Genomic DNA, 21,415 nt, shown 5'->3' with positions numbered 1-21,415 from the left:
CGCTAGCCGTTGCTAGTGCACGCCAATGTTGATGGTGTTGGTGTGCTGGTTGTACGTGATGTCGCCGCCTTGGAAGTCGACGCGGAAGAGGCCGTCGCCAATCGGGTGCTCGGAGTTGACCGGCAGGCCGAGCGGGCCGGCGTCGAGACCTTGCTGCAGCCAGGCGTTCGCGATCTTCGTGAACATCGTGAACGCTTCGCCCTTCGCGTTGCGCACGGCGATGCCGTTCTGGAAGAAGCCGAAGTCGTTGCCGCCCACGCCGCCGACGCCACCGATGACGGCGCCGAGCGTCGGCTCGAACTGCTTCCACACCGCAGCCAGGTCGTTCTGGCCAGCGAACTTCAGCATCGGCTCGATGTACGGGGCGATTTGCTGCAGCGTCAGCCCCGGAGCGATCTCCACACCTGCGAGGTTCTGGATGCCTCCCGGCAGCAGGTCGTTCGCCTTCGCGTACAGGAAGATCAGGCCAGCCAAGGTGCCGACGGCCGCTGCGATCGCCACCGCGTCACCCGAGGCAATCCCCGACAGGGAAATGTTGTCGGAGGAGCCCGAGTTGGTCACCTGGGTCGTGGTGCCGTCAGGGTTCGTGACGGTGTCCGATTCCTTCTTACCGGAGCCCAGTGCGTCGAGCAGATCGCCGACCGTGGTGTCGGTGGCTGGACCCGTGTAATCACCCGGTGGGGTGAACTCGGAAGAGTTCTTCAGCGCGCGGTACTTCGTGTTCGCGATTGTGCGCACCGTGCCCATCTGGTTGTACAGGTTCTGGCCTGGGCACTCGTTGTAGTGGAAGTCCCGGTGCGCGTTGATGTTCGGGAACATCCCGCCCTGGCCGGCGCGGTACTTGCTGCCCTTGAAATCGAAGTCAGCGTAGTGGTAGCTCGAACCCATCGGGTCGAACCCGGAGACAGCAGCCTTCCAGCCGATGATGTCGCCCAGCGCCTGCAGCGACGCACGCGTCGGCACCGCGGTCTGGTAGTTGCCCAGCACGGACACGCCCCAGGTGTTCTGGTTGAAGCCACCCACGTGCGCGCCCTGGACCGCGCGGTCGAGTCCGCCGTACCGGCCCTCGTAGATGTTGCCGTACTTATCGACCATGGCGTTGTAGCCCACATCGCCCCAGCCCAGGGTGTAGGTGTGGTAGTTCCAGATGCCGCGGACGATGCCCGGCGCCTGCGCCTCGGTGTAGTTGTTGGAACCAGCGGTATGGTGGACCGTCGCGGCCGTGACCGGCGCGGTGTACGTCGGGTTGCTGTTCTTGCCCGCACCCCACTGCGCGCGGGTGATGACCTTCGGCATCCCGTAGGTGTAGGAGTCGACGACTGGCTTGATGTTGCCGTTGACGGTGCCGGTGCCGCCGTCGATAAATACGGCCTGGATGTCGGTGGCCGTATTCGGTGCGGTCGAGCCCTTGCGGCCGTTCTCCAGGAGATCGACGTTGCCCGTGGAGACCTGAACACGCTTCGTCGGCTCCACGAAGATCGGCTCGGTGCCAAACGTGTCGGTGCCGGGTGCTGCATCGAGCGGATCCATCTCGAACCACTCCGTCCAGCTGCCGTCGGCACGCTGGGCACGCACGTAGGCGACGATGTCGCGGTCGCCCTTCCACGTCAGGCCAAACAGCGTGAACTCGCGGTCGCGGGTGAACTCCTTGACCACACGACGCTCCTCGGTCTCCTCACCCTGGGTGCGCACCGCTGCGTCATCCACGGTGATATTCGCACCCTTGGCGAAGGACTCGCTGGCGTTATAGACGTCCATCTGCGCCGGTGCCGCCGACTGGACCTGGACAATGTGGTTGCCGCCGAACGCCCCGGCGACAACGAGGGCCACGGACATCACCGCAGCCATCAGAGGGCGCATCCTGGAGGATTGCCCATTCAGGCGCTTCCGCTGTTGCACGTTTTAACTCCTGTGGCTATAGGGATAAAGGTTACTCCAGTGAAGTGTAGTGCAAGTTAAAGTCTCAAGTGAATCTTGAGGCTTGGCGTGTCGTGCGGAGGGGCGTCGAAAAGAAATGTGACAAAATGGCCGTATGACTTACGACCTCATTGTTGTTGGATCCGGATTCTTCGGCCTCACCGTGGCAGAGCAAGCCGCCAGCGAGCTGGGTAAGCGGGTGCTCGTGGTGGAGAAGCGCAACCACATCGGCGGCAACGCCTACTCCGAAAAGGAGCCGGAAACCGGCATTGAGGTGCACAAGTACGGTGCGCACCTGTTCCACACCTCCAACGAGCGCGTGTGGGAGTACGTCAACCGCTTCACCTCCTTTACCGACTACCAGCACCGCGTCTTCGCGATGCACGACGGCACCGCCTACCAGTTCCCAATGGGTCTGGGCCTGATCAACCAGTTCTTTGGCAAGTACTACTCGCCGGACGAGGCCCGCAAGCTGATCGAGGAGCAGCGCGAGGGTCGCGACCCCGCCGAGGCTACGAACCTCGAAGAGCGTGGCATCGCGCTGATCGGCAAGCCGCTGTACGAGGCATTCGTGAAGCACTACACCGCCAAGCAGTGGCAAACCGATCCCACCGAACTACCGCCGGAAATCATCTCCCGCCTGCCAGTTCGCTACACCTTCAATAACCGCTACTTCAACGACAAGTACGAAGGCTTGCCCGTCGACGGCTACGCCGCCTGGCTCGAGAACATGGCCGACCGCGAACTTATCGACGTCCGCCTCGACACCGACTGGTTCGACATCCGCGACGAGTTCACCGGCATCCCAGTGGTCTACACCGGGCCACTCGACCGCTACTTCGACTACGCCGAAGGCCACCTCGGCTGGCGCACCCTCGACTTCGAACAGGAAGTACTGGACACCGGCGACTTCCAGGGCACCTCGGTGATGAACTACAACGACGCCGATGTCCCCTACACCCGCATCCACGAGTTCCGCCACTTCCATCCGGAGCGCACCGAGTACCCAACGGACAAGACGGTGATCGTGAAGGAGTACTCCCGCTTCGCCACCGACGACGACGAGGTGTACTACCCAATCAACACCCCTGAAGACCGCGCCAAGCTGCTGAAATACCGCGAACTCGCCGCCGAGGAATCCCGCAAGAACGGCGTCCTGTTCGGCGGCCGCCTGGGCACCTACCAGTACCTGGATATGCATATGGCCATCGGCGCTGCCCTGTCCCTGTTCGACAACCACCTGCGCCCCCACTTCGAGGACGGCGAGCCGCTGGACCAGAAGCGCGGGCACTAGGGGCGTTAGGTAGCTAATCAGACCGCTCTAGCGATAAACGTCCAGCGTCCTGTACCCATTGACCGTGGACTAGGTAGCTAACGAAAAACGGATCGAGTAAATCAATCGTCGCTTCTCCGTTTGGTCCGGAACCTGGTCCCAACTTCAGCACTGGGTCCAAGCCGTCACGCAACTCCTCAGCCCTATCATGTGAGTTAGACATGGCGGTGGTAGCTTGTTTCTTAGTGTAAGTAGGTTCTACCTGCCATCGGCGGGTCATCTCTACTACCTCAGTTGGAGTGAAAGAAAGATTCCTGTTTTGATTAGAGCCAGTTGCAACTATTAGCAAATGGCGGAGTGATAGTAGAAGTACTTCGTAGAGATCAAACGTCTTATTCTGAAGCTCTGGCTCGGGTGGTTTAGCAATTGAATAGCGCGTGCGCTCTTTACCGCGCGGATTTTTGCCTGCCAGAATTTCTCCGAATGATGAAGGCTTGTAAGACGAGGAGATTCGTTGCAAATTTGCCTTCAGATTTTCGTCAACTTCCCGGAAGGCTGCTTCGGGGGTGATGCTTCGGCCGACGAGGTCTCTTGCGATTTCAAGTGAATAGGCTTGCATGAGGTGTGGTGACCCAAATGCTTCTTGTGCAATGCGCCGAGAAATATCTTCTATTGAAATGTCATATCCGAGTTGCGGGAATCCTTTTAACCCAATTTCCTGCAATTCTTGGACGCCCCATGGCTTGACCTCGATCGATCTGAACCTGCCAACATTGTCGGGTGCTTTAATCATGGGGGCAAATGCTTGGGATGGGATTGCAATCAAGACAACCAGGTTGTCGCGCACGATTGGCTTGAGGACTTTGCCGATACTTGCTGCTAGGTTACTTTCGCAGTGATGAAAGTCATCGATAACAAGCGGGCGTCCAGATAACTTGATCCCGCCGCTGACCAGCTTAGCTAGGTTCTTCTGTCCGGATTCAGTAAGCGAATTGGCTTCGGACGTTGATAACTCTTTTCTGATATATGCAATCCGGCTATGAAGTTTAGCTTCAGCGGAGTTGCTCCTGTTTTTTCGTTGTTGACGCTCCACTCTTGCGTGAGTTCAAGCTCTGTGACTATCTGAGAGTAAAAATCTTCGATGGTATCGATTGTGGTTCCCTCAATGGTGAGAGCAGATTTGCCTGCACCATCGAGTGCACGTTCTACCATCGACGTCTTGCCCATTTTTGTCATGCCGTGAATAACAAATCCGCCATTGTTGCGTTTGAATTCGCTGGACAGCCAGTCCTCGTAGGTTCCGTACATGCGGGGATCGAATGGTGGGTCTCCCATGGAATCGGACTGCCGAGAAGTATAAGTGGCTTCTGGAACTTTGTCGGGATTGAATACGTCAAATGGCGTCAAACACATAGTGACAGGGTACATGACTGCTTCTCACTGGATTCTCAAAGCGTGTCGTTTTAGTGCCACTGAGCTCTGGATTCTTGATTCTATTAAAGGCTAGGTTGGTGGCGAGCGATTGCAGTTGAACACGATTTGCGCATTGGATAGTTTGCTTAACTCACGTCTTCGCTCTTGGATTACGAAAGCCGGAAGTTAGGTAGACGCGGTCGTGGGGAACACTGTTGTTTTTGTATGGATGCGCTTTGAGCATCGTCTCGAAGTCCCTGTGCTCCCTGGCGATTCTCGCCTGTCGTTGGGCTTCTCGATCTAATTCGCGAATTGCACGCAGGAATTCATGTGCGGAGGAGTTCCGCTTGATTCTGACCTTTGGCGAACTTGTCCGAGTGCGTGGGCGGTGGGATCTACCTCGCCGCTTCTTGGATTTACGAGTCGTCTCCTCAATTTCGCGGAGGATCTCGGCGCCTCTAGCTCCCGATTCGAGGCGCTTCCAGGTTTTCGAGTACCAGGATTCAATGGTGTTGAGGCCTTCAAGAATCTGTGGTTTTTCCTCGACTGGACGTTCGGCGTCCTGGATTTGCTTGAGTTTGTCGAGCAATACCGTGCGGTCGTTTTCGTACTTGGTACGAGCTTCGACGGCCTCCTTGTCAACCAGGAGCTGTGCTCGGTCATACGGGGTAAGGGTGGCTGATGAATCTCCATTCGGCTGCTCAGCAGGTTGATCGCCTGATGTCTGCGCTGTCTCCTGCACTTTGTTGGGAGGGGAAGTTGGCTCGGGTTCTGTTTTCCCCACTTGCCTACGAATCTGGTCGAGGCGGTCTCCGGATCGGAGGCTGGAGAGGCTATCCAGAAACTTCTGGCACGAGGTGTCGAACGCTCGTTGTTGTGGGGTTCCTTTTGCCACTGCTTTCGCACTTGCCTCCAGCTGACGGTCGAAGAGTCGCAGAGCCAGCCGAATGCCTTCGATCTGTCTTAAAAGCACGATGTCTTCGGCTGTGGCACGGGGACCTGGGGCGATTGGAAGTATCTGGTCCACTACGCCACCTCCGCCCAGCGGGGAGCGAAGCGTTCCATCTGCTCCAGGACGAGCACGATTGCCTCGTCGCGTTGCTCTCGGGGATAGCCGCTCTTGCGCAGCAGCGTTTTGATTGAGCGACGGAGTTTGGCGCGGACGTCATCGCGTACGGTCCAGTCAGTTTTGGCGTCACGGCGGAGTGTTTCCACGAGGTCGCGGGCGATCTGGGCGATGACATCGTCGCTGAGTACCTCGTCGGCGGAACCGTTGGAGGCAACGACGTCGTAGAACGCGAGCTCGTCGTTGCTTAGTGGTGGATGGAATTGGTCGCCACGTTGGGATTCTGCAACGATTTCCTTTGACAGCTCGATGAGTTCGGCGATGATCTCGGCGGAGGTGAGCTGCTGGTTGGTGTAGCGGTTCATCAGCTCGCGGATGCGCTCGGAGAACTGTTTCGCTCGTACTTCGTTGTTACCGGTTGCGGCGCGTGATTCTTGAAGGAGGTCGCGGCGGAGGGCGTCGATAAGGAGGGCGGTACGCGAACCTCCCTGCTTCTCGAGGTGCAGTGCTTCGATGTTGAGGTCCTGTAGGTTCGGCAGGTCGCGGTCGATCTCTTCATAGATGTCGATGACTTTTGAAGAAGCGCTTGAGTCGACGACGAGTTGGCTGAGCATTGTGAGCACTTCCTCGCTGAGGAGTTCGCCGTTGGCACGCCGGTCTGCAGCATCCATCTTGATGAGTTGGTTGCGAATGTCGGAGTAGAAGCGGACGTCGCTGCGGTATTCGTCGGCGTTGGGGCTGCCTGATGCCAGGGACCATGCTCGGGCGAGTTTGCCGGCTAGTTCGTTGAATTGCTTCGCGAGTGGGTAACGGCCGTTCTCGTCAGCAGTCTTGGGATCGCGGAGCTTTGCAAGCAGTTGGAGGCGTGCTTTGCGTTGCTCACCGGCTGCTTCGAGCGCTCGCCATTCGTCGCCTGCGAGAACATCAAGCTTCTCGACGAACCCACGTACGATCTTCAGCGCCTCCTCAATGCTTTGGCCGATTACTTTTTCGTCTTCTTCGGTTGAGTTCTTTGTGAACTCGGCGATTGCTGCCTGGAGATTGTCGATGAGTGGCGCGTAGGCAACGAGGAGACCGCTTTCTTTTTGGCGGAACTTCCGATTGACCCGGGCGAGTGTTTGCATCAGCAGCGCGCTTTTCAGCGGGCGGTCCAGGTACAGCGTGTGGAGCGGGGGTGCATCGAACCCGGTCAGCATCATGCCTTGGACGATCGCGATTTCGAGTTCGTCGTCGGGGTCTTTCATACGGTCCTTGATAGCGTCCATTCTGCTCTGGTTGCGGAGGTGTTTCTGCAGGTGAGATGGGTCGGATGCTGAGCCGGAGTAGATGACTTTGTTCTTGCCCTCGAGGTCGTTGTCGCTATGCCATCCTGGGCGGAGCTCGATGATTTTTTCGTACAGATTGGCCGCGATATCCCGGGTCTGTACCACGATCATTGCTTTGCCAGGCGCTCCGATGAACTGCCTCATGTTTTCGCGGCGGTCTTCCCAGTGGCGTATGAAATCTTCGGCAAGTGTGGCGAGGCGCTGTTCCGATCCGTAGATGGTGTTCAGCACGGCGACTGAGCGTTGCGCTTTCTCTCGGTCCTCTTCATCAATATCGGCGAGGATGTCTGCAGCTGCTTCGTCGATGTCTTCATCCGTGATGCCTTGGATCCGCTCGAGGGGGATAAGGCGCGGCTCGAAATAGACGGGAACCACGGCCCCGTCGGCGACAGCGCGATTCATGTCGTAGACATCGATTTCAGCACCGAATACTTCGCGCGTGTTTCGGTCCCACTCGTCGATTGGGGTGCCGGTGAATGCGATCATGGTGGCGTTCGGCAGTGCGGTACGCAGGTGGTGCGCGTAACCATCCGCGTTCGTGTCGCCGAAACCGTAGTGGGAGCGGTGTGCTTCATCTGAGATGACCACGATATTGTGTCGCTCGGAAAGCACGGGGTGTTCCAGCTCGCGGTCGTCATTTGTGCCCTGCAAGCCGAACTTCTGCAGGGTGGCGAAGTAGATGCCCCCAGATTGGCGTTGACTGAGCTGTTCACGTAAGTCTTCACGGCTCGTGATGTGGACTGGTGACTCAGGCAGAAGTGCTGAGACAGAGAATGTGTCGAAAAGCTGTTTGTCCAGCTCGTTGCGGTCGTTCAATACGACGACGGTGGGCGAATCCATCCGTGCATCACGCATGATCTTCGCGGTGTACATTTCCATTTCCATGGACTTGCCGGACCCGGTTGTGTGCCACACAACGCCGGCCTTCTTGTCGCTACGGGTTGCTTGGATAGTCCTGCCGGCGGCTTTCGTCACTGCGAAATATTGGTGGGGTTTTGCCACGCGCATGCGTAGTTCGCCGTTGATTTCGTCGAATGCGGTGAAATCCACAAAGATTTGGCCGAAGCGTTCGACGTTGAACAGGCCCCACATGAGCATGTCGAACTCGGTCATTTGCTCCCCGTCCACGACGACGAGTGGGCCTTGTTCGAAGGGGTTGCCGTCGTCGTCGACGCGCCAGCTGCTCATGTGCTCGCGTGGGGTGAATGGTGTTCCGTAGAGTGCGTCAATACCGTCGGATGCGACGACGACGTTTGAAAAGCGGAAGGCTAGCGGGAACTCGTCGACGTAGGTGCGCAGCTGGTTGTAGGCATCTTCAACGGTCGCGGTAGACCCTGATTGCTTGAGCTCAAAGATCGTCAGTGGAAGACCGTTGACGTAGAGCACAACGTCGAAGCGACGCTCTTTATCTAGGTTTCGTACGGTGATCTGGTTCGCAGCGATGTAATCATTCTTCGATGGGTTGCGGGAGAAGAACGTGATGGTGGGGTTCTGACGCTTCCCGTCAGCGTCGACGTATTCAATCCCGCGGTATCCCTCTACGAGAATTTCGTGCAGGCGGTGGTTTTCGGCGATCGCGCTTTGCGACGTCGGCGTAACCACCTCTGCCATCGCTTGTCTCAGGTACTCGTCTGGTACTTCGGGGTTCAGGTTGCGTAGTGCGTTGAGAAGTCGTCCGCGAAGCACGATGTCGTGCCAATTCTCTCGCTCGCCGCTGCCGGGAGCGAGCGTTTTGCCTTCGGTAGGCTTCCAATCGAGCTCACCGAGCAGTTCAAGTGCATCGACTTCAAACATCGCTTCGCTGTACATCATGGTTCTACGCCTCGTTCTCCTCACCCAGGATTCCCACACCTGCAGCAGTGGCTTCCTGTTCCGCTTCTCTTACTGTGATCTTGCCATCCATCAGGAGCGGAAGCAGCTCATCGCGGGTTTTGGCGAGGGAAATGCTTGCATCTCTCAGTTTTTCAGCGAGCTCAAGGAGAGGGGCGGTCGACGAGCCGAAAGCGGTAAGGCTGCTTTGGCTGGGCCAGCTAGTTTCGTAAGACCCCAAATCGCGATGTTGGACTCTCTGCCGACCAGAAGTTCCGGTCATCGTTTGTTCCGCAAAGGCGCGAAAATCTGTTGACCTAGCAATTGAGTAAGGGACTGCTGGCGGAACTCCTGGTCGCGGTCGCAGCACAATGAATTCCGTTGAGCCAGCACCGATTTCCCCAGTGCGGAGAAAGTCCACGTATCCGCATTTGCCGTTTTCAAAGCAAGGAGTAATTCTTGCAAGAAGCGTGTCGCCATTTTGAAAGCGGGATCCACTTTTAGCTTCACGATTTACCCATTCGTTTACCGAAAACCCGCTCTCAGGTAGGTGCTTCATCTCGATGGTTCTGAGTACCGTGCCCTTAGGAACGGAAGTTCTCGGGTTGAGCTCGACCACATCGTTGAGACGTACAAAGACCGCTTCGGAGCTCACTGCAGCCCGCCACAGTGCTTGAATCGTCTCGTCTATAACTGCCACTGCATGGTTATTTGCAGCGATCTTGGTGTCGAGGGAACCGAGAACTGTCGCGATTTTGTTTTGTTGCGTAAGAGGGAGCAATGGAACTTCGAGATTCGCCAACATAGCTTTAGTGAGTGCTGGTCGTGATCCGCCGGAGGATGCGAGCACCAACAAATGATTTTTCACCGCTGGCTGAACGAGCCAATACTGCAGCCACCGAGCATTAAGCAGACTAGGATCAGCCCGCAGAATGGAAACATGCTGATTAACTCGAGCTGGCATATCCAAATCCCAAAGCGCTACACGGGCAGTTGAGTCTCCAGTGATATTGATCAGAACATCACCCTGTTTGACGGTAACTCCAGCAAGCTTTGAGGCTGCGGCCTCATCGATGAATGCTAAGCCGTCAAGCGTGATTTCAAGATCAAGAACATTTTGGGAACGAATGAAAGCGGTGCCGCTGCCAACATACGCGCTTTTTCCACCACGCGGAGTCGCGCCAGAACCGATTTTGATTGTGGCATCACCGAGCTTTAACGACTTCACCACTTCAGCCTCCTCAGTTGCTCTCTGACCACGGCGTCGAGCCGTGCAGACTCGTCTAGGGCGGCGGTGAGTTCTGCCTTGAGGCGTGCAATCTTCTCACCGATTGGTTCGGTGTCCTCTTCAGCGTCGGCGAACCCTACATAGCGGCCTGGAGTGAGTGCGTAGTTCGCTTCGCGGATCTCTTCCAAAGAAACCGACTTGCAATAGCCAGGCACGTCTTCATACTCACCTTCGGCAGACGGGCGACCACGCCAGGTGCGGAACGTATTCGCGATCTTCTGGATGTCTTCATCCGAAAAAGTGCGCTCGGTGCGGTCAACCATGTGGCCGAGTGAGCGGGCGTCAATAAGGAGGAACTGGCCGCGGCGATCGATGGATCCCTTAGAACCGACGCCCTTGTCCTTGGCGAAGAACCAAACGCACACCGGGATCTGCGTGCCGCGGAACAGCTGAGCTGGAAGCGTGACCACGCAAGAAACGATGTCGTCTTCGATCATGTTCTTACGGATTTCGCCCTCACCAGACGTATTCGATGTCATGGTGCCATTCGCCATGACAACGCCGGCTTCACCCTGGGCACTCAGCTTCGAGATGATGTGCTGCATCCAGCCAAAATTGGCATTGCGCGTTGGCGGTACGCCGTACATCCAACGCTTATCGTCGGTGTTGCGCACCCAATCATGGATGTTGAATGGTGGGTTGGCCAGCACATAGTCCATCTCCACGCCTGGGTGGATGTCGCGGGCGAACGTATCGCCCCAACGCTCGCCGAGGCCGCTCGCGCTCAAAGCGTGAATGGCAAGGTTCATGCGTGCCATCCGCCAAGTCAGTTCGTTGTTCTCCTGGCCGTAAATTGCAATCGCAGACGGGTCCTTGTCGTGTGCGTCGAGGAACTTTTCTGCCTGGACGAACATGCCACCTGAGCCGCAGCACGGGTCGTAGACGCGGCCCTCGGTCGGTTCGAGAATCTCCACAAGCGTACGCACCACGGAACGCGGGGTATAGAACTCGCCGCCACGCTTGCCTTCTGCGGATGCGAAGCGGGCAAGGAAATACTCGTAGACCTCACCAAGCAGGTCACGCGCACGCTCTGGTCCCTCAGCGGTGAAGCGGGTCGTGCTGAAGAGATCGATGAGTTCGCCAAGCCTGTGCTGATCCACGCTGTCGCTGTTGTAATTTCGCTGCAGCGTGCCCTCCAAGGAAGGATTATCGGCCATGAGGGCTTCGGCGGCTTCGTCGATAAGCTTGCCGATGCTCTTAAACTCACCACCAGCGCCTTCAGTCTTGCCCTTTGAATGACGCTTGAGGTAATCCCAGCGGGCTGTCTCTGCTACCCAGAAGACGTTCTTTTCCAAGTACGCGTCACGATCCTCGAGGTCCTCGAGAATATCTTCCGCACTGGCGCCGTCTTCCTCGAGCTCTGCTCGAAGTTCCTCGCGGCGGGCGTCGAAAGCATCGGTGACGTACTTAAGAAATACAAGGCCCAGGACGATGTCTTTGTATTGTGAAGCATCCATGGAGCCGCGCAGCTTATCGGCTGCTTTCCACAGGGTGTCCTGGAATTCTTTGACGGGGGTCGGAGTCATATCTGGGATCCTACTTTCCTGCGAAGACAAGATTGATCAGGGCTTCGCTCGCGTGTTTTGTTTCGCGTTCAAGTTGGCGTGCAGCCGAACGGGCGTTTTCGAGCGAACGCTGCGTTTCTGCAATGACCGCCTGTTGATCACGATTGAGTTCTGGGATGACAAGACGTGCTATCGGATTTCGCCGTGGCAGCCGGTCACGGCTATCGAAATTCGCTGTGGCGTTGAGGCATGCGGCGATGAAGTACGGGTCGTACGCATCGGATGCAGCGCGGAAAACGATGAAATGATTTGAAGGAACCCAATTCTGGCCATCGTCCTCGTGTACCCGCACCGGGACGGTTCCCAACCGCGGCATCAGGATGTCACCAGGTTGCAGAACATCCTCGGGATCGAAGTCATTGACAAAGGCGGGTTCCGCATTGTCGTTCGGAGTTGCGAGACGGGCGCTGCCCGTGGCTTGGCTGTCGTCCGAGCGGTAATTGCCGAAAATGCGAATGAAGTGACCGGCGTTGACGAGCTCTCGCATAGTGGTGGACGTGGCTGAAGACGGGATTGCGTCTGCGGAGACGCGGGGGGCGGAGATTTTCATGAAGTCCTTTGTGGTTGTTTGTAAGTGTTGGAAGGCGGCATCGAACTCGGCGGCTGCGTCGCTGGGGTCGATAGCGATGGCCTGAACTAGATAGGTTGACGGGTGAAGTGATCCATCGTTGGTAACAACGTCTGCCAAGGTAACTGCCTCGTACGGCACGTCCGTGTCTTGCTTGTTGCGTGCGGCGGTGAGCCAATTTGCGATTCGCTGGGGGACAGATTCCGGCTTCTGGTGAGAAGCATCAATGAGCAACGGCTCTTCGATACCCCCTGCACTCAGCACCCACAGTGCAACTGGAATACGCGATGCCGAGAGAATCCCACCAGGGAGTTGCACGACAGCTTCGATCTGCCCTTCTGCTGCGAGGCGCTGCCGGTGTTCCTTGAACTGCCTGATGAACGTTGTGCCCAGCCCCGTGATAACGTACGCGCGACCGTCGGCAGCTAGGTGTTGCACGCAGTAAAGCAGGAAGAGCTCGTCGCTCATAAGTCCCCTCAACGGGTATTTCGGGAAAACACGCTGCAGGTGATCTAGCTCATCTCGCGTAAAGCGCATTCTTATCGTAGGTTCACAGACGATGAGGTCGGCTTGGACATCCGAAAACGGATCGTAGCGAAGAGAATCACTGGTTTTGATGGTGGCTTCCTGACCTGCGAGATACACAAGCAGACGGGCTAGGGCTGCGGAGTCGGACATCATCTCTGTGCCCATGAGCTGTGCACCTGGCGCGTGTTTGCGGACGCCGAGAAGCGTTCCGGCAATGCCACACGCAGGATCTAGTACCGTCTGAACGTTCTTACTGGTAGTCGAAGCGGCCGCCACAATTGTTGCACTGGAAAGCGAATGAGAGGTCCCATACTGGCTACGAGAACCACGCGAGCCTAGACCAAGGAATCGATCGACTACTAACTGGGCAGCTTTGCCGTAATCGATGACACCAAGTTTGGAAATGCCATGCTCGACGTCATTGATTGTTTCTTCGCTGATGTGAGCCCGCAATGTCTCGAATTCTGCTGGGGGCGTAAAGGAGGGATCTTTATCGAGAGCGAGCAGAGTCAGTATTACTAGCGGAATATCTTCAATCGGGATCTCATTACGCAACAGATTTGCGGCCGCCCACAGTGCCGTGAGTTGCAGATCTTGCTCAGCATCTTTGGGGAAGAAGTCGTTGCGTTTGAGCCAACTTACAACAGCTGCTGCCTCGAATAAAGGTTTACGCGGGGTTGATTCCTCTACGGGCGCAGGGAAGTCATCGTAGCGCTTACGCCAGTTACTCACCGCAGGGCGGCTGACCTGGGCAAGCTCTGCGATGTCTTTGAGCGTGAGGTGTCCGGTGGTTGCAACCATTTATGCTGTCTCCTCAGTGTGCGGGTGAAGCTGAATTACGTTGTTGTTCATTGTCGGGGTGGTTTCGAGGTTGGTGCTGGTTGGAATGTACCCATCCTCCGCTAGGAAAACTTCGGATGCCGCGAAGCGGAGTTGGTGAGAAAGCTGCACTCCGTGTGAATACACCTTGGTAGGTACTCCGAACTCTGCGGCGAAAGCGACAGGGTTGGCGAAGATGCCGTCTCCGGAGACTAATGCGATTTCGTCAAACTGTCCGAAATTCATACGTTCAATCTCTTCGATCAGTCGATGATCTGCGCCGTTGGGACCCATCCCCATGAGCAAACGCGGACCTTTCCAACCTGCGTTCACATTCAGGACGCCGCTCTTGTCTGATGCGATGATTACGATTTCGCCTTCCTGGATATCTAGCCAAAGAGTGAGCATCTTCTTACACCATTTGGCCTGGGCAACGCTTTGAATTGGCTGGCCATTGAAATTTTCAATGTCAATCAGAATGAGGCGGCGAGGTCGGGTGTCGGACTGGGGGTTGGGGGCGCTTTGGGGTGTGTTCATTGCCCGGATTCCTTTCGTGGTGTTCGCGTTTGCTGTAAAAAGATTAACCTACGTTCACATTAGTGTCAAGCGTATGTATGTTCACACTACAAAAGGACTGGATAGCGTCTCATTTGCGCTGTTGCCGATTCCGATTGTGGCAAGATTATCTATGTTCACAAATACTGTGAATGTGGGTCCGCTTGTGCCCTGTTTTAGGGTTGGAGGTTCGGGTAGGAGACTATGGGGTGGTGTGACTCAAATGTATGGCGAACACTTTGTTTCAATTGAGGTCTCCTGCGTGGTGTGTATGTCTGTATTGGCACTACAGTTGGTGTGGGCGTGAGTGGTGAGGGTGGTCTTTTTGGGGGATATCCCGATTTGGCGCAAAAATGGGAGTAATAAACAACTCGAAACAACTCTCGGGGCGACGAAGGGAGTGTTTTGGGAGTGCAATGCGCCGAATGGAGCCGCTTCAAAGTGGCGAACGCGCTGGTAGAAGACTATGGGCGGATACTGCTGAACGATCTGATCGGTGCAGGTCTGGCGGAAGGCGCAAGCCACACTTACACGTTATTTTCCAGCGGCTGCGGGAGTTTCGCTGTGCGTCGTTTGCTTCAGCAGATGTTCGCGGGTACCTGTGCGGACAATCTCGAGAATGCAAGCCGCCTTGACGGCAAGCTGCACCTCGTGGAGCATGTATGCCTCGAACGGGAATGCGGAATAAAACATTTGCGCAGCTTGAATAATGACCACAGCGCCAACCGGGTACTTCCAATTCATCTCATAAAACGCGAGCGTGGCCAGGGTACAGACGGGGCCTACCAAGATTGCCTCCGGGGACGGCCACGCATGGGCAGTGAGTAGCCGCCCCGCAGTAAGAATGAGAAAAGCGGCCGTGATCGCGCCGGGCATCGATAGCCTGCTCGTGTCTTGACGAAGTACTAACACGGGATTGGCCTGCTCTATGTGGGAAATGATGAGGACGTAGATTCCTGCGAGCAGTAACCCTGCCGGAAGCGGAATCCAAACGTGTATAAACGATTCTGGGCTGGGGGCCAGGACCATGGGCACAATGATTGCGATGAGGCCCAGCAGGCCGGCTGCGCTGGCGATAATCGAAAACTTCCGGGGTAGCGGTCGCAAAAGCAGCGCGGCTATTCCAAACACCAACGCCGAATACGGTCCAAAGACGCTGATGATGCTCGCTAACGGTGACTCTGGCTCCGATGCTGCATCCGGAACTTCGAGGAAGTAATCGAGAAGGATGGCTAGTAACGGAAGGAAATGAAACATGTGGAAACACCTAGCGGCATGTAGCTACTAATAGGTATGCCATAAATGTACGGGACTGCACCTGTACGTGTAGGACGTTGCCGATAGATTCGGTGGGGCGCGGTACCTGGCACGCCACCTCGTCTCTTGGCTGGTCAGCTTGCAGGTTGCTCAGTTTCCGGCGGCTCAGGGTTATCGTCGAGCGGATACAACAACCACTGGAGGATATAGGTGGCAATGGCGGGCAAGCTAAATAGTTGCGCTACTGCATACCACCAACGGATTGTGTCTGGGCTGCGACCGTAGCGTTCTGCGAGCCCCGCACAGACTCCTGCAATGACGCGTCCGCGTGATGTCCTGTAGTAAGGCCTGCGCATGTTATTCCCTTCAGACGAAATGGCGGGTCGAAATCACTGTGTCAGAGCTTAATGGATGGATGCCGACGACGATATGAACAACGAGCGCGCTCACTCCTGGTGACAGGGAAGCTCAGGGCCGCTTGCGTCGGACAAGCACCAAACCGGTTCCGATCAGTGCGTCCTACCCATCGCTAAAGAGAATGTATCCGCCTTTTACTTCGCCGGGTCGACGAACGTCGATACGAGGTAGCGGTTGATGATGCCCCTGCTGTCACCTGCTTTGAAGGTGGCTAGCCGACTCCAGCTACGCGGGCGCTAGGGGACTGCGCGCTTCACACTTTCTATAGGTTAGGCAAGCCTATATAATTTACGGGGTGAGTTTTAGGTCTTTTCTTGCAACCGTCGTCCGGAGTGAACGTATTGCGCCGAGTTTCCAGCGGGTGACGTTCACCGGGATCGACGCCATGGGGCCCGCCGTTCCGATCAGAGATTTGCGTATCAAGCTGCTGATCCCGCCTGCCAGCGGTCTGTTCGAGCTTCCCGAAGAGGGGTGGTGGGACACATGGCGTGCGATGCCGGAGCACACGCGCGGACACCTGCGTACCTATTCCATTCGGGAGTTCCGGCGAAGTGCTGACAGCCCTGACGAAGTGGATGTGGATTTTGTTTTGCACAGCGATAGTCCCGGTCCCGCCTCGGCGTGGGCACAAGACGCTCACCCTGGACAGCAGCTGCTGATTATTGGACCAACCCGTGACGATGATTCCGGTGTTGGTATTGAATTTAACCCCGGATCTGCTGGGATTGCCCGTCTTTACGGCGATGAAACCGCGTTGCCTGCAATGGCTCGTATCCTGGAGGATTGGCCCGAGGGGCTCGCTGGTTCGGTTGATATCGAGGTGCCCGCCGGCAATCACCTGCCCATCGACTCCCCTTCACAGGTTGATGTCCGGTGGCATTTTCGTGCAGAGGGGGACTTCGACTATGGAGGCTTGCTTCTTGCGCAGCTGAAACAGGAAGTTGGATCCCGTTGTGCCTCCGCTTCGTTGGAAAATGGAGAACCTGGTCTTGTGGATGAAGCCCAGCTCGATGAAGTCTGGGAGACACCCACGTATTCCAGCAGTGGAGAATTGATAGGTCCCACGTCGGATACTGCAGGGCACACCTATTACTGGATCGCAGGGAAGAACACGGCTGTGACGGCGATGCGGCGGCTCCTGGTGAAAGAGGCGGGTGTGCCTCGCCACCACGTGTCGTTTATGGGGTATTGGCGATAACGGGGTTACAAAGTGGATAAACGTGTAGGGCTTGTCGCTTTCCTTGCGGCTTCCACCGTGTGCGCGGCATTAGTGTCTCTTCTGTTCGGGGCGCGTGAAATGGGTTTCGGGGCAACGTTGGGCGCGGTTCGCGACGGAATTGTGTTGGCATTCTCGGGAGGAGCCGAAAGGCTTGAGGCCTCCAGCGACGAGGCGAAGATCATTGCACAGCTTCGGGTTCCGCGCACCCTGCTCGGCCTGTTGGTGGGGGCAGCCTTGGGCACAGCGGGGGCGTTGCTGCAGGGACACACCCGAAACCCGCTCGCAGACACAAACTTGCTGGGTGTAGGCCCTGGTGCGGCGCTTGCGGTGGCTGCAGCCATTTCCTTTCATGGCTCAATGACGGTGTTGGGCACTGTTGGGGTGGGATTCCTCGGCGCAATACTTGCGGTGGCGCTCGTGTTCACACTCAGTATGAGGAGCCTGGGATCGAGCCCGATCATGGTTGTGCTCGGTGGTTCTGCGCTGGGCGCGGTTTGTAGTGCGCTCACCAGCGGCATCGTGCTGACGAATACACAAAGCCTCAACGAGATGCGGTTTTGGACGGCGGGCGCTATCGCTGGGCGTGACATGCAGGTGGTCGCGGTGCTTGCCCCGGTGATTCTCCTCGGACTAGTGGGGGCCTTCGCCATGGCAAACAGGGTGAACCTCCTGAACTTGGGAGACGATGTGGCAAGCGCACTTGGCGTGAGCGTCCCCCTCTCGCGGGCCGTGGGCATCGTCCTGGTTGCATTGCTCACGGGTGCCGCGGTGGCTGGGGCGGGCCCAATCGGGTTCGTCGGTCTGGTTGTTCCACACCTTGTGCGCGCCTTCACGGGGCCCGATTACCGCTGGGTACTACCGTGTTCCGCGTTGGCTGGGGCCACGTTGCTTTTGCTTGCCGACGTTATCGGCCGCGTCATCGCCAGGCCCGGCGAATTGCAGGTGGGCATCACGCTCGCCTTCGTTGGTGCCCCATTTGCCCTGTACCTCTTGCGCAAAGGGGCGAAACTGTGATGCGGGTTTTCGTGACGAATGGTGTCCTTGCGGTGTTGGCTTTCGCCGCGGCCCTTGGCGGCGTTATGGTCGGGGACTTCGGGCTTACGGTGCGGGATGTCGCTTCTGCGCTCATGGGCCAATCCACAGAATTGGCTCGTACGGTGATTGTTCAGTGGCGTCTGCCGCGGGTGGTAACTGCTTTGGGAGTAGGAGCTGCGCTTGGTTTTGCGGGGGCGATCTTCCAGACCATCACGAGGAATCCATTGGCGAGCCCAGACATCTTGGGCGTCACTTCGGGTGCCTCCGCTTTCGCATTGACTGCGTTACTTGCTGGTGGAAGCTCCGGAATGCTGCTGCATCTTCTGGGGGTCCCGCTCAGTGCGTTCCTCGGTGGATTAGCAGTGTCTGCGGCAATCTGGTGGCTGAGCCGTGGCGCGGGTCTCGGGTCTTTCCAGCTTGTCTTCGCCGGGATCATTATCAATGCACTGGCGATGGCATATACCTCGTTCCTGCTCGTTCGCGCCGACTATCGTGACGTGGGCAAGGCGCAGGCGTGGGTGACCGGCTCGGTGGGTTCTGCTAGCTGGCGCGATGCACTCGCCGTACTTATTGCGCTGGCAGTCGTCGTTCCGTTCTTGCGGTGGGCAGCCTTCAATCTGCAGGCGCTCTCGCTCGGGGAGGATACGGCTGCTGGCCTCGGGGTGGAGCCCCGGCATATGCAACTCATCCTCATGCTCATGGCTGTAGTGCTGGCATCGGTGGCCGTCGCGGCGTCTGGTCCGATAGCTTTTGTGGCGTTTGTTGCGCCACAGATTGGACGCAAGATCACACAAGCAGCAACGCCACCTTTAGGAACAGCGATGCTCGCTGGCGCGGCGATTGTGTCTGGCGCAGACTTAGCAGTGCGCACCCTGGTGCCGGGGAACTTGCCGGTGGGCATAGCTACAACTGCGATTGGTGGCGCAGCACTGCTCTACACACTGCTACGCGCAACACGAAAGGTGTCCGTATGATGCTTCAGGTTCGAAATCTCAAGGTGAGTTATGGGGCTTCCGTCATCGTTGACGGCATTGATCTCGACGTGCCCCAAGGCGGTGTCACCACAATCATCGGCCCCAACGGTTGCGGCAAGTCAACGCTGTTGCGAGCTACAGCAGGGCTTATTGCGCGCGATGGCGGCACGGTAATGCTGAACGGCGTAGACACGTCGAAAATGAAGCGCCGAGAGATTGCGCGTCAGCTAGCAGTATTGCCACAGACGCCTGTCGCCCCCGAGGGACTGACGGTTCGTGACTTGGTCAGCCGCGGACGCCACCCGCATCAGTCTTGGCTACGACAGGCTTCTGCTGAGGATGCGCGTGCGGTTGATGCGGTGATGGAACTGACCAATATTGCAGAGTTTGCAGATCGTCCACTCGAACGGCTTTCTGGCGGACAGCGCCAGCGTGCCTGGATCGCGATGGTCTTGGCGCAGGACACTCCGCTCGTGTTTTTGGACGAGCCGACGACATACCTCGACCTGTCTCACTCCGTCGAGGTCTTGTCGCTCGTACGTCGACTCGCTGATCAAGAGGGGCGAACCGTGCTCATGGTGTTGCATGATTTGAACCTCGCAGCACGCTACTCGGATCAACTTATCGTGATGCAGCGTGGCGAGGTTCGTGCGGTCGGTGCGCCTGCCGAGGTGGTCACGGAGACTTTGCTGAACAGCGTTTTTGATCTGCCTGCTGTCGTGGCAACCGACCCGGTAAATGGGGGCCCACTGGTTGTCCCCCGGTAAGCACCACTTCTAGAGCGACTTTTTGATTTGCTCGATTGCGTACGGGATGGTGAGGGGGTTCGGCATGCTCATTGCATTGGCGGTATCGGTGTCTAGCCAGTAGACCCCGCCACGCTTGTTGACATCAAGGTCCATGAAATTCTCGTCGTTCTTCAGCGCATCGATTGCGCCGTAATAGTCCAGCACGAAGAGGTAGTCCACGTCGTTGAAGTCGACGTAGTTTTCAGGCGACCAGTCGAGGAAGAAGCTGGAGCCATCGCCGTTGAACTTCTCTGGGATCTTGAAACCAAGCTTTTCAATGAAGGAGCCGCGGCCGTCGCCCGAGGTGTATACGCCAAACTTTCCGTCGTAAGGCATGCCGATTACCGCTGTTTTGCCTTGCAACTCAGGGTGAGCTTCGCGGAAATCTTGGAAAGCCTGCTCGGAATCGGCGATGAGTTTTTCGCCTTCGGCTTCCTTATTCAACGCCTTGGAGATTTCCTTAATCTGCTCATCCCACGGCACTTGCCAATCTTGGTATGCATCCGAGTGGAAGGTGGTTGGCGCAATTTGCTCGAGCAGCGCCTTCTTGTCAGCTTCGAGACCACTGTTCACCGCAATGATCTTTGTCGGGTTGAGCGAGGCAACTCTTTCGGCAGTGTCGGTGCTGAACTCGGTGGTCGTATCCCGGATCGGGTTTGGGTCGACTGTGAGTTTGTCCTTGGCCCATGGTCCAAGTCCGGAAGGGTCTCCCGAACCTTCCTGTTGCCAGGTGGCGTAACCGACCGGTTGTTCACCGAGCGCAAGGACCGTATCGACGTCGCCGAGACCCATTGTCACAATGCGCTCCTCTGACCCGTTGGCATTGGAGGTTTCGGGAGCGGTTGTCGAATCGCTTGATCCGGTGGAGCAGCTGGCAAGCATGAGCGCCGCAGTGAACGTGGCTGCGATCCCCTTCAGGGCACGAGGGGTAAAGAGTGTCAAGGTTGCGCCTTTCGTAGGTGGTTAAAGAATTTCGCGTTAGGTCTCCCTGACCCAACGTGACCACTCTAAGGTATGCCTTGCCTAATGGGCAATCCTTGTCTAGGCGCTCGGGACCGGGTCGACGAACGTCGATACGAGGTAGCGGTTGATGATGCCCACGACGGTGCCGTCATCCGCCACAACCAGCGCCTTCTTTAGGTGTTTATCGGCGAGGACGGAGGAGATGTGCCCGAGGTCGTTGTTGACGTTGACCGTGATGACGGACTTGGTCGCGATGGAGACGATTGGCCGGTCGAGGACTACGGCGACGTCGGTACCGAACTCCGTCGAGTCGTTGTGCGCGAGCAGCGCATACGGTGTGGTGAGCGCCGGGACGGAGTCGCCGATGACGTCGAGCACGTCGCCGTCGGCGACGAAGCCCGTGGTGGGCGTCATGACGGCCGCGCCCAGCATGTATGCCGTGGCGAGCCACTGGACAGTCGAGACGCCAATGTTGAAGTCGGCCATGATGTTGGTGAAGCCGACGTTGAGGAACGTTTCATTAAACGTAGCGATAAACGCAGCAAGCGCCGCCGCAAACATAATGGACAGCGGCCGATTTTCTGCAGCCTGAGCTGCCGAGGATGGAGACGTAGCCATGAAGCCTCTCTCAGTCGA

At 57.2% G+C, this 21,415-nt stretch carries 18 protein-coding genes; 5 read left to right on the top strand and 13 right to left on the bottom strand.

The window, feature by feature from the left end; all coding sequences use genetic code 11:
* Positions 1-12: 12 nt before the first annotated feature.
* On the bottom strand, positions 13-1,899 hold the full coding sequence (locus KBX13_RS06865) for an N-acetylmuramoyl-L-alanine amidase (RefSeq protein WP_256021392.1): 1,887 nt from the start codon (positions 1,897-1,899) through the stop codon (positions 13-15).
* Positions 1,900-2,032: 133 nt separating this feature from the next.
* Between KBX13_RS06865 and glf the strand changes: the two genes are divergently transcribed.
* The gene (gene glf, locus KBX13_RS06860) at positions 2,033-3,211 is read left to right on the top strand and encodes a UDP-galactopyranose mutase (protein WP_256021390.1); all 1,179 of its coding nucleotides are present in this window, start codon (positions 2,033-2,035) and stop codon (positions 3,209-3,211) included.
* 13 nt (positions 3,212-3,224) lie between these two features.
* On the opposite strand, the gene KBX13_RS06855 is transcribed toward glf, so the two are convergent.
* The 10 genes from KBX13_RS06855 to KBX13_RS06810 all read right to left on the bottom strand — a co-directional run bounded on the left by KBX13_RS06855 (position 3,225) and on the right by KBX13_RS06810 (position 15,739).
* Positions 3,225-3,983, bottom strand: a complete 759-nt coding sequence (locus KBX13_RS06855; RefSeq protein WP_256021388.1) for a hypothetical protein — start codon at positions 3,981-3,983, stop codon at positions 3,225-3,227.
* A 167-nt stretch (positions 3,984-4,150) separates the two neighbouring features.
* Positions 4,151-4,603, bottom strand: coding sequence for a hypothetical protein (locus tag KBX13_RS06850; protein ID WP_256021386.1), 453 nt, complete (start codon positions 4,601-4,603; stop codon positions 4,151-4,153).
* A 151-nt stretch (positions 4,604-4,754) separates the two neighbouring features.
* On the bottom strand, positions 4,755-5,630 hold the full coding sequence (locus KBX13_RS06845; RefSeq protein ID WP_256021385.1) for a hypothetical protein: 876 nt from the start codon (positions 5,628-5,630) through the stop codon (positions 4,755-4,757).
* Positions 5,630-8,803 (bottom strand): type I restriction endonuclease subunit R, encoded by a 3,174-nt coding sequence (locus KBX13_RS06840; RefSeq protein WP_256021421.1) that lies wholly within the window; start codon positions 8,801-8,803, stop codon positions 5,630-5,632. Before KBX13_RS06840 ends, KBX13_RS06845 begins: the two co-directional genes overlap by 1 nt.
* Positions 8,804-8,810: 7 nt before the next feature.
* Entirely contained in the window at positions 8,811-10,034 is a 1,224-nt protein-coding gene (locus tag KBX13_RS06835) for a restriction endonuclease subunit S (RefSeq protein WP_256021383.1), read from the bottom strand.
* Positions 10,028-11,617, bottom strand: coding sequence for a class I SAM-dependent DNA methyltransferase (locus KBX13_RS06830; protein ID WP_256021381.1), 1,590 nt, complete (start codon positions 11,615-11,617; stop codon positions 10,028-10,030). The genes KBX13_RS06835 and KBX13_RS06830 overlap by 7 nt, the downstream gene beginning before the upstream one ends.
* A 10-nt stretch (positions 11,618-11,627) precedes the next feature.
* Complete coding sequence (locus KBX13_RS06825; RefSeq protein WP_256021379.1) at positions 11,628-13,553, bottom strand: N-6 DNA methylase; 1,926 nt, start codon at positions 13,551-13,553, stop codon at positions 11,628-11,630.
* A complete protein-coding gene (locus KBX13_RS06820) occupies positions 13,554-14,108 on the bottom strand; it encodes an NYN domain-containing protein (protein ID WP_256021378.1) in 555 nt (184 codons plus the stop codon).
* A 552-nt stretch (positions 14,109-14,660) separates the two neighbouring features.
* Positions 14,661-15,383 (bottom strand): hypothetical protein, encoded by a 723-nt coding sequence (locus KBX13_RS06815; RefSeq protein WP_256021376.1) that lies wholly within the window; start codon positions 15,381-15,383, stop codon positions 14,661-14,663.
* 134 nt (positions 15,384-15,517) lie between these two features.
* Positions 15,518-15,739: a PspC domain-containing protein gene (locus KBX13_RS06810; protein WP_083329431.1), complete on the bottom strand. Its 222-nt coding sequence runs from the start codon at positions 15,737-15,739 to the stop codon at positions 15,518-15,520.
* Between the two features lie 356 nt (positions 15,740-16,095).
* Here KBX13_RS06810 and KBX13_RS11535 point away from each other — a divergent pair, with 356 nt between their 5' ends.
* From KBX13_RS11535 to KBX13_RS06790, 4 genes are read left to right on the top strand one after another with little or no spacing between them, the layout of a single operon-like run.
* Positions 16,096-16,998: a siderophore-interacting protein gene (locus KBX13_RS11535; protein ID WP_070361765.1), complete on the top strand. Its 903-nt coding sequence runs from the start codon at positions 16,096-16,098 to the stop codon at positions 16,996-16,998.
* A 12-nt stretch (positions 16,999-17,010) separates the two neighbouring features.
* Positions 17,011-18,033 carry an iron ABC transporter permease gene (locus tag KBX13_RS06800; RefSeq protein ID WP_070975646.1) on the top strand — a complete coding sequence of 341 codons (1,023 nt, stop codon included), beginning with the start codon at positions 17,011-17,013 and terminating at the stop codon, positions 18,031-18,033.
* The gene (locus tag KBX13_RS06795) at positions 18,033-19,028 is read left to right on the top strand and encodes an iron chelate uptake ABC transporter family permease subunit (protein ID WP_252931665.1); all 996 of its coding nucleotides are present in this window, start codon (positions 18,033-18,035) and stop codon (positions 19,026-19,028) included. The genes KBX13_RS06800 and KBX13_RS06795 overlap by 1 nt, the downstream gene beginning before the upstream one ends.
* Positions 19,025-19,795, top strand: coding sequence for an ABC transporter ATP-binding protein (locus KBX13_RS06790; RefSeq protein WP_070361767.1), 771 nt, complete (start codon positions 19,025-19,027; stop codon positions 19,793-19,795). The genes KBX13_RS06795 and KBX13_RS06790 overlap by 4 nt, the downstream gene beginning before the upstream one ends.
* Positions 19,796-19,804: 9 nt before the next feature.
* On the opposite strand, the gene KBX13_RS06785 is transcribed toward KBX13_RS06790, so the two are convergent.
* Positions 19,805-20,758 carry an iron-siderophore ABC transporter substrate-binding protein gene (locus KBX13_RS06785; protein WP_256021374.1) on the bottom strand — a complete coding sequence of 318 codons (954 nt, stop codon included), beginning with the start codon at positions 20,756-20,758 and terminating at the stop codon, positions 19,805-19,807.
* A gap of 99 nt (positions 20,759-20,857) precedes the next feature.
* Positions 20,858-21,397 (bottom strand): hypothetical protein, encoded by a 540-nt coding sequence (locus tag KBX13_RS06780; RefSeq protein ID WP_256021372.1) that lies wholly within the window; start codon positions 21,395-21,397, stop codon positions 20,858-20,860.
* Positions 21,398-21,415 lie beyond the last annotated feature (18 nt).

Origin of the sequence: Corynebacterium sp. CCUG 51687 (assembly GCF_024453995.1) — a bacterium.
In the GTDB taxonomy this organism is placed as follows: domain Bacteria; phylum Actinomycetota; class Actinomycetes; order Mycobacteriales; family Mycobacteriaceae; genus Corynebacterium; species Corynebacterium pseudogenitalium.
Note: the sequence above shows the minus strand (reverse complement) of the source record. Positions and strands in the feature narration are given on the sequence as shown.

Bases quoted from the DNA above. Each gene is read 5' to 3' on its own strand.
- KBX13_RS06815 (WP_256021376.1), bottom strand. From the start codon at position 15,383: ATGTTTCATTTCCTTCCGTTACTAGCCATCCTTCTCGATTACTTCCTC.
- KBX13_RS06825 (WP_256021379.1), bottom strand. From the start codon at position 13,553: ATGGTTGCAACCACCGGACACCTCACGCTCAAAGACATCGCAGAGCTT.
- KBX13_RS06790 (WP_070361767.1), top strand. From the start codon at position 19,025: ATGATGCTTCAGGTTCGAAATCTCAAGGTGAGTTATGGGGCTTCCGTC.
- KBX13_RS06795 (WP_252931665.1), top strand. From the start codon at position 18,033: ATGCGGGTTTTCGTGACGAATGGTGTCCTTGCGGTGTTGGCTTTCGCC.
- KBX13_RS06780 (WP_256021372.1), bottom strand. From the start codon at position 21,397: ATGGCTACGTCTCCATCCTCGGCAGCTCAGGCTGCAGAAAATCGGCCG.
- KBX13_RS06820 (WP_256021378.1), bottom strand. From the start codon at position 14,108: ATGAACACACCCCAAAGCGCCCCCAACCCCCAGTCCGACACCCGACCT.
- KBX13_RS06855 (WP_256021388.1), bottom strand. From the start codon at position 3,983: ATGATTAAAGCACCCGACAATGTTGGCAGGTTCAGATCGATCGAGGTC.
- glf (WP_256021390.1), top strand. From the start codon at position 2,033: ATGACTTACGACCTCATTGTTGTTGGATCCGGATTCTTCGGCCTCACC.
- KBX13_RS06830 (WP_256021381.1), bottom strand. From the start codon at position 11,617: ATGACTCCGACCCCCGTCAAAGAATTCCAGGACACCCTGTGGAAAGCA.
- KBX13_RS06850 (WP_256021386.1), bottom strand. From the start codon at position 4,603: ATGTGTTTGACGCCATTTGACGTATTCAATCCCGACAAAGTTCCAGAA.
- KBX13_RS06810 (WP_083329431.1), bottom strand. From the start codon at position 15,739: ATGCGCAGGCCTTACTACAGGACATCACGCGGACGCGTCATTGCAGGA.
- KBX13_RS06840 (WP_256021421.1), bottom strand. From the start codon at position 8,803: ATGTACAGCGAAGCGATGTTTGAAGTCGATGCACTTGAACTGCTCGGT.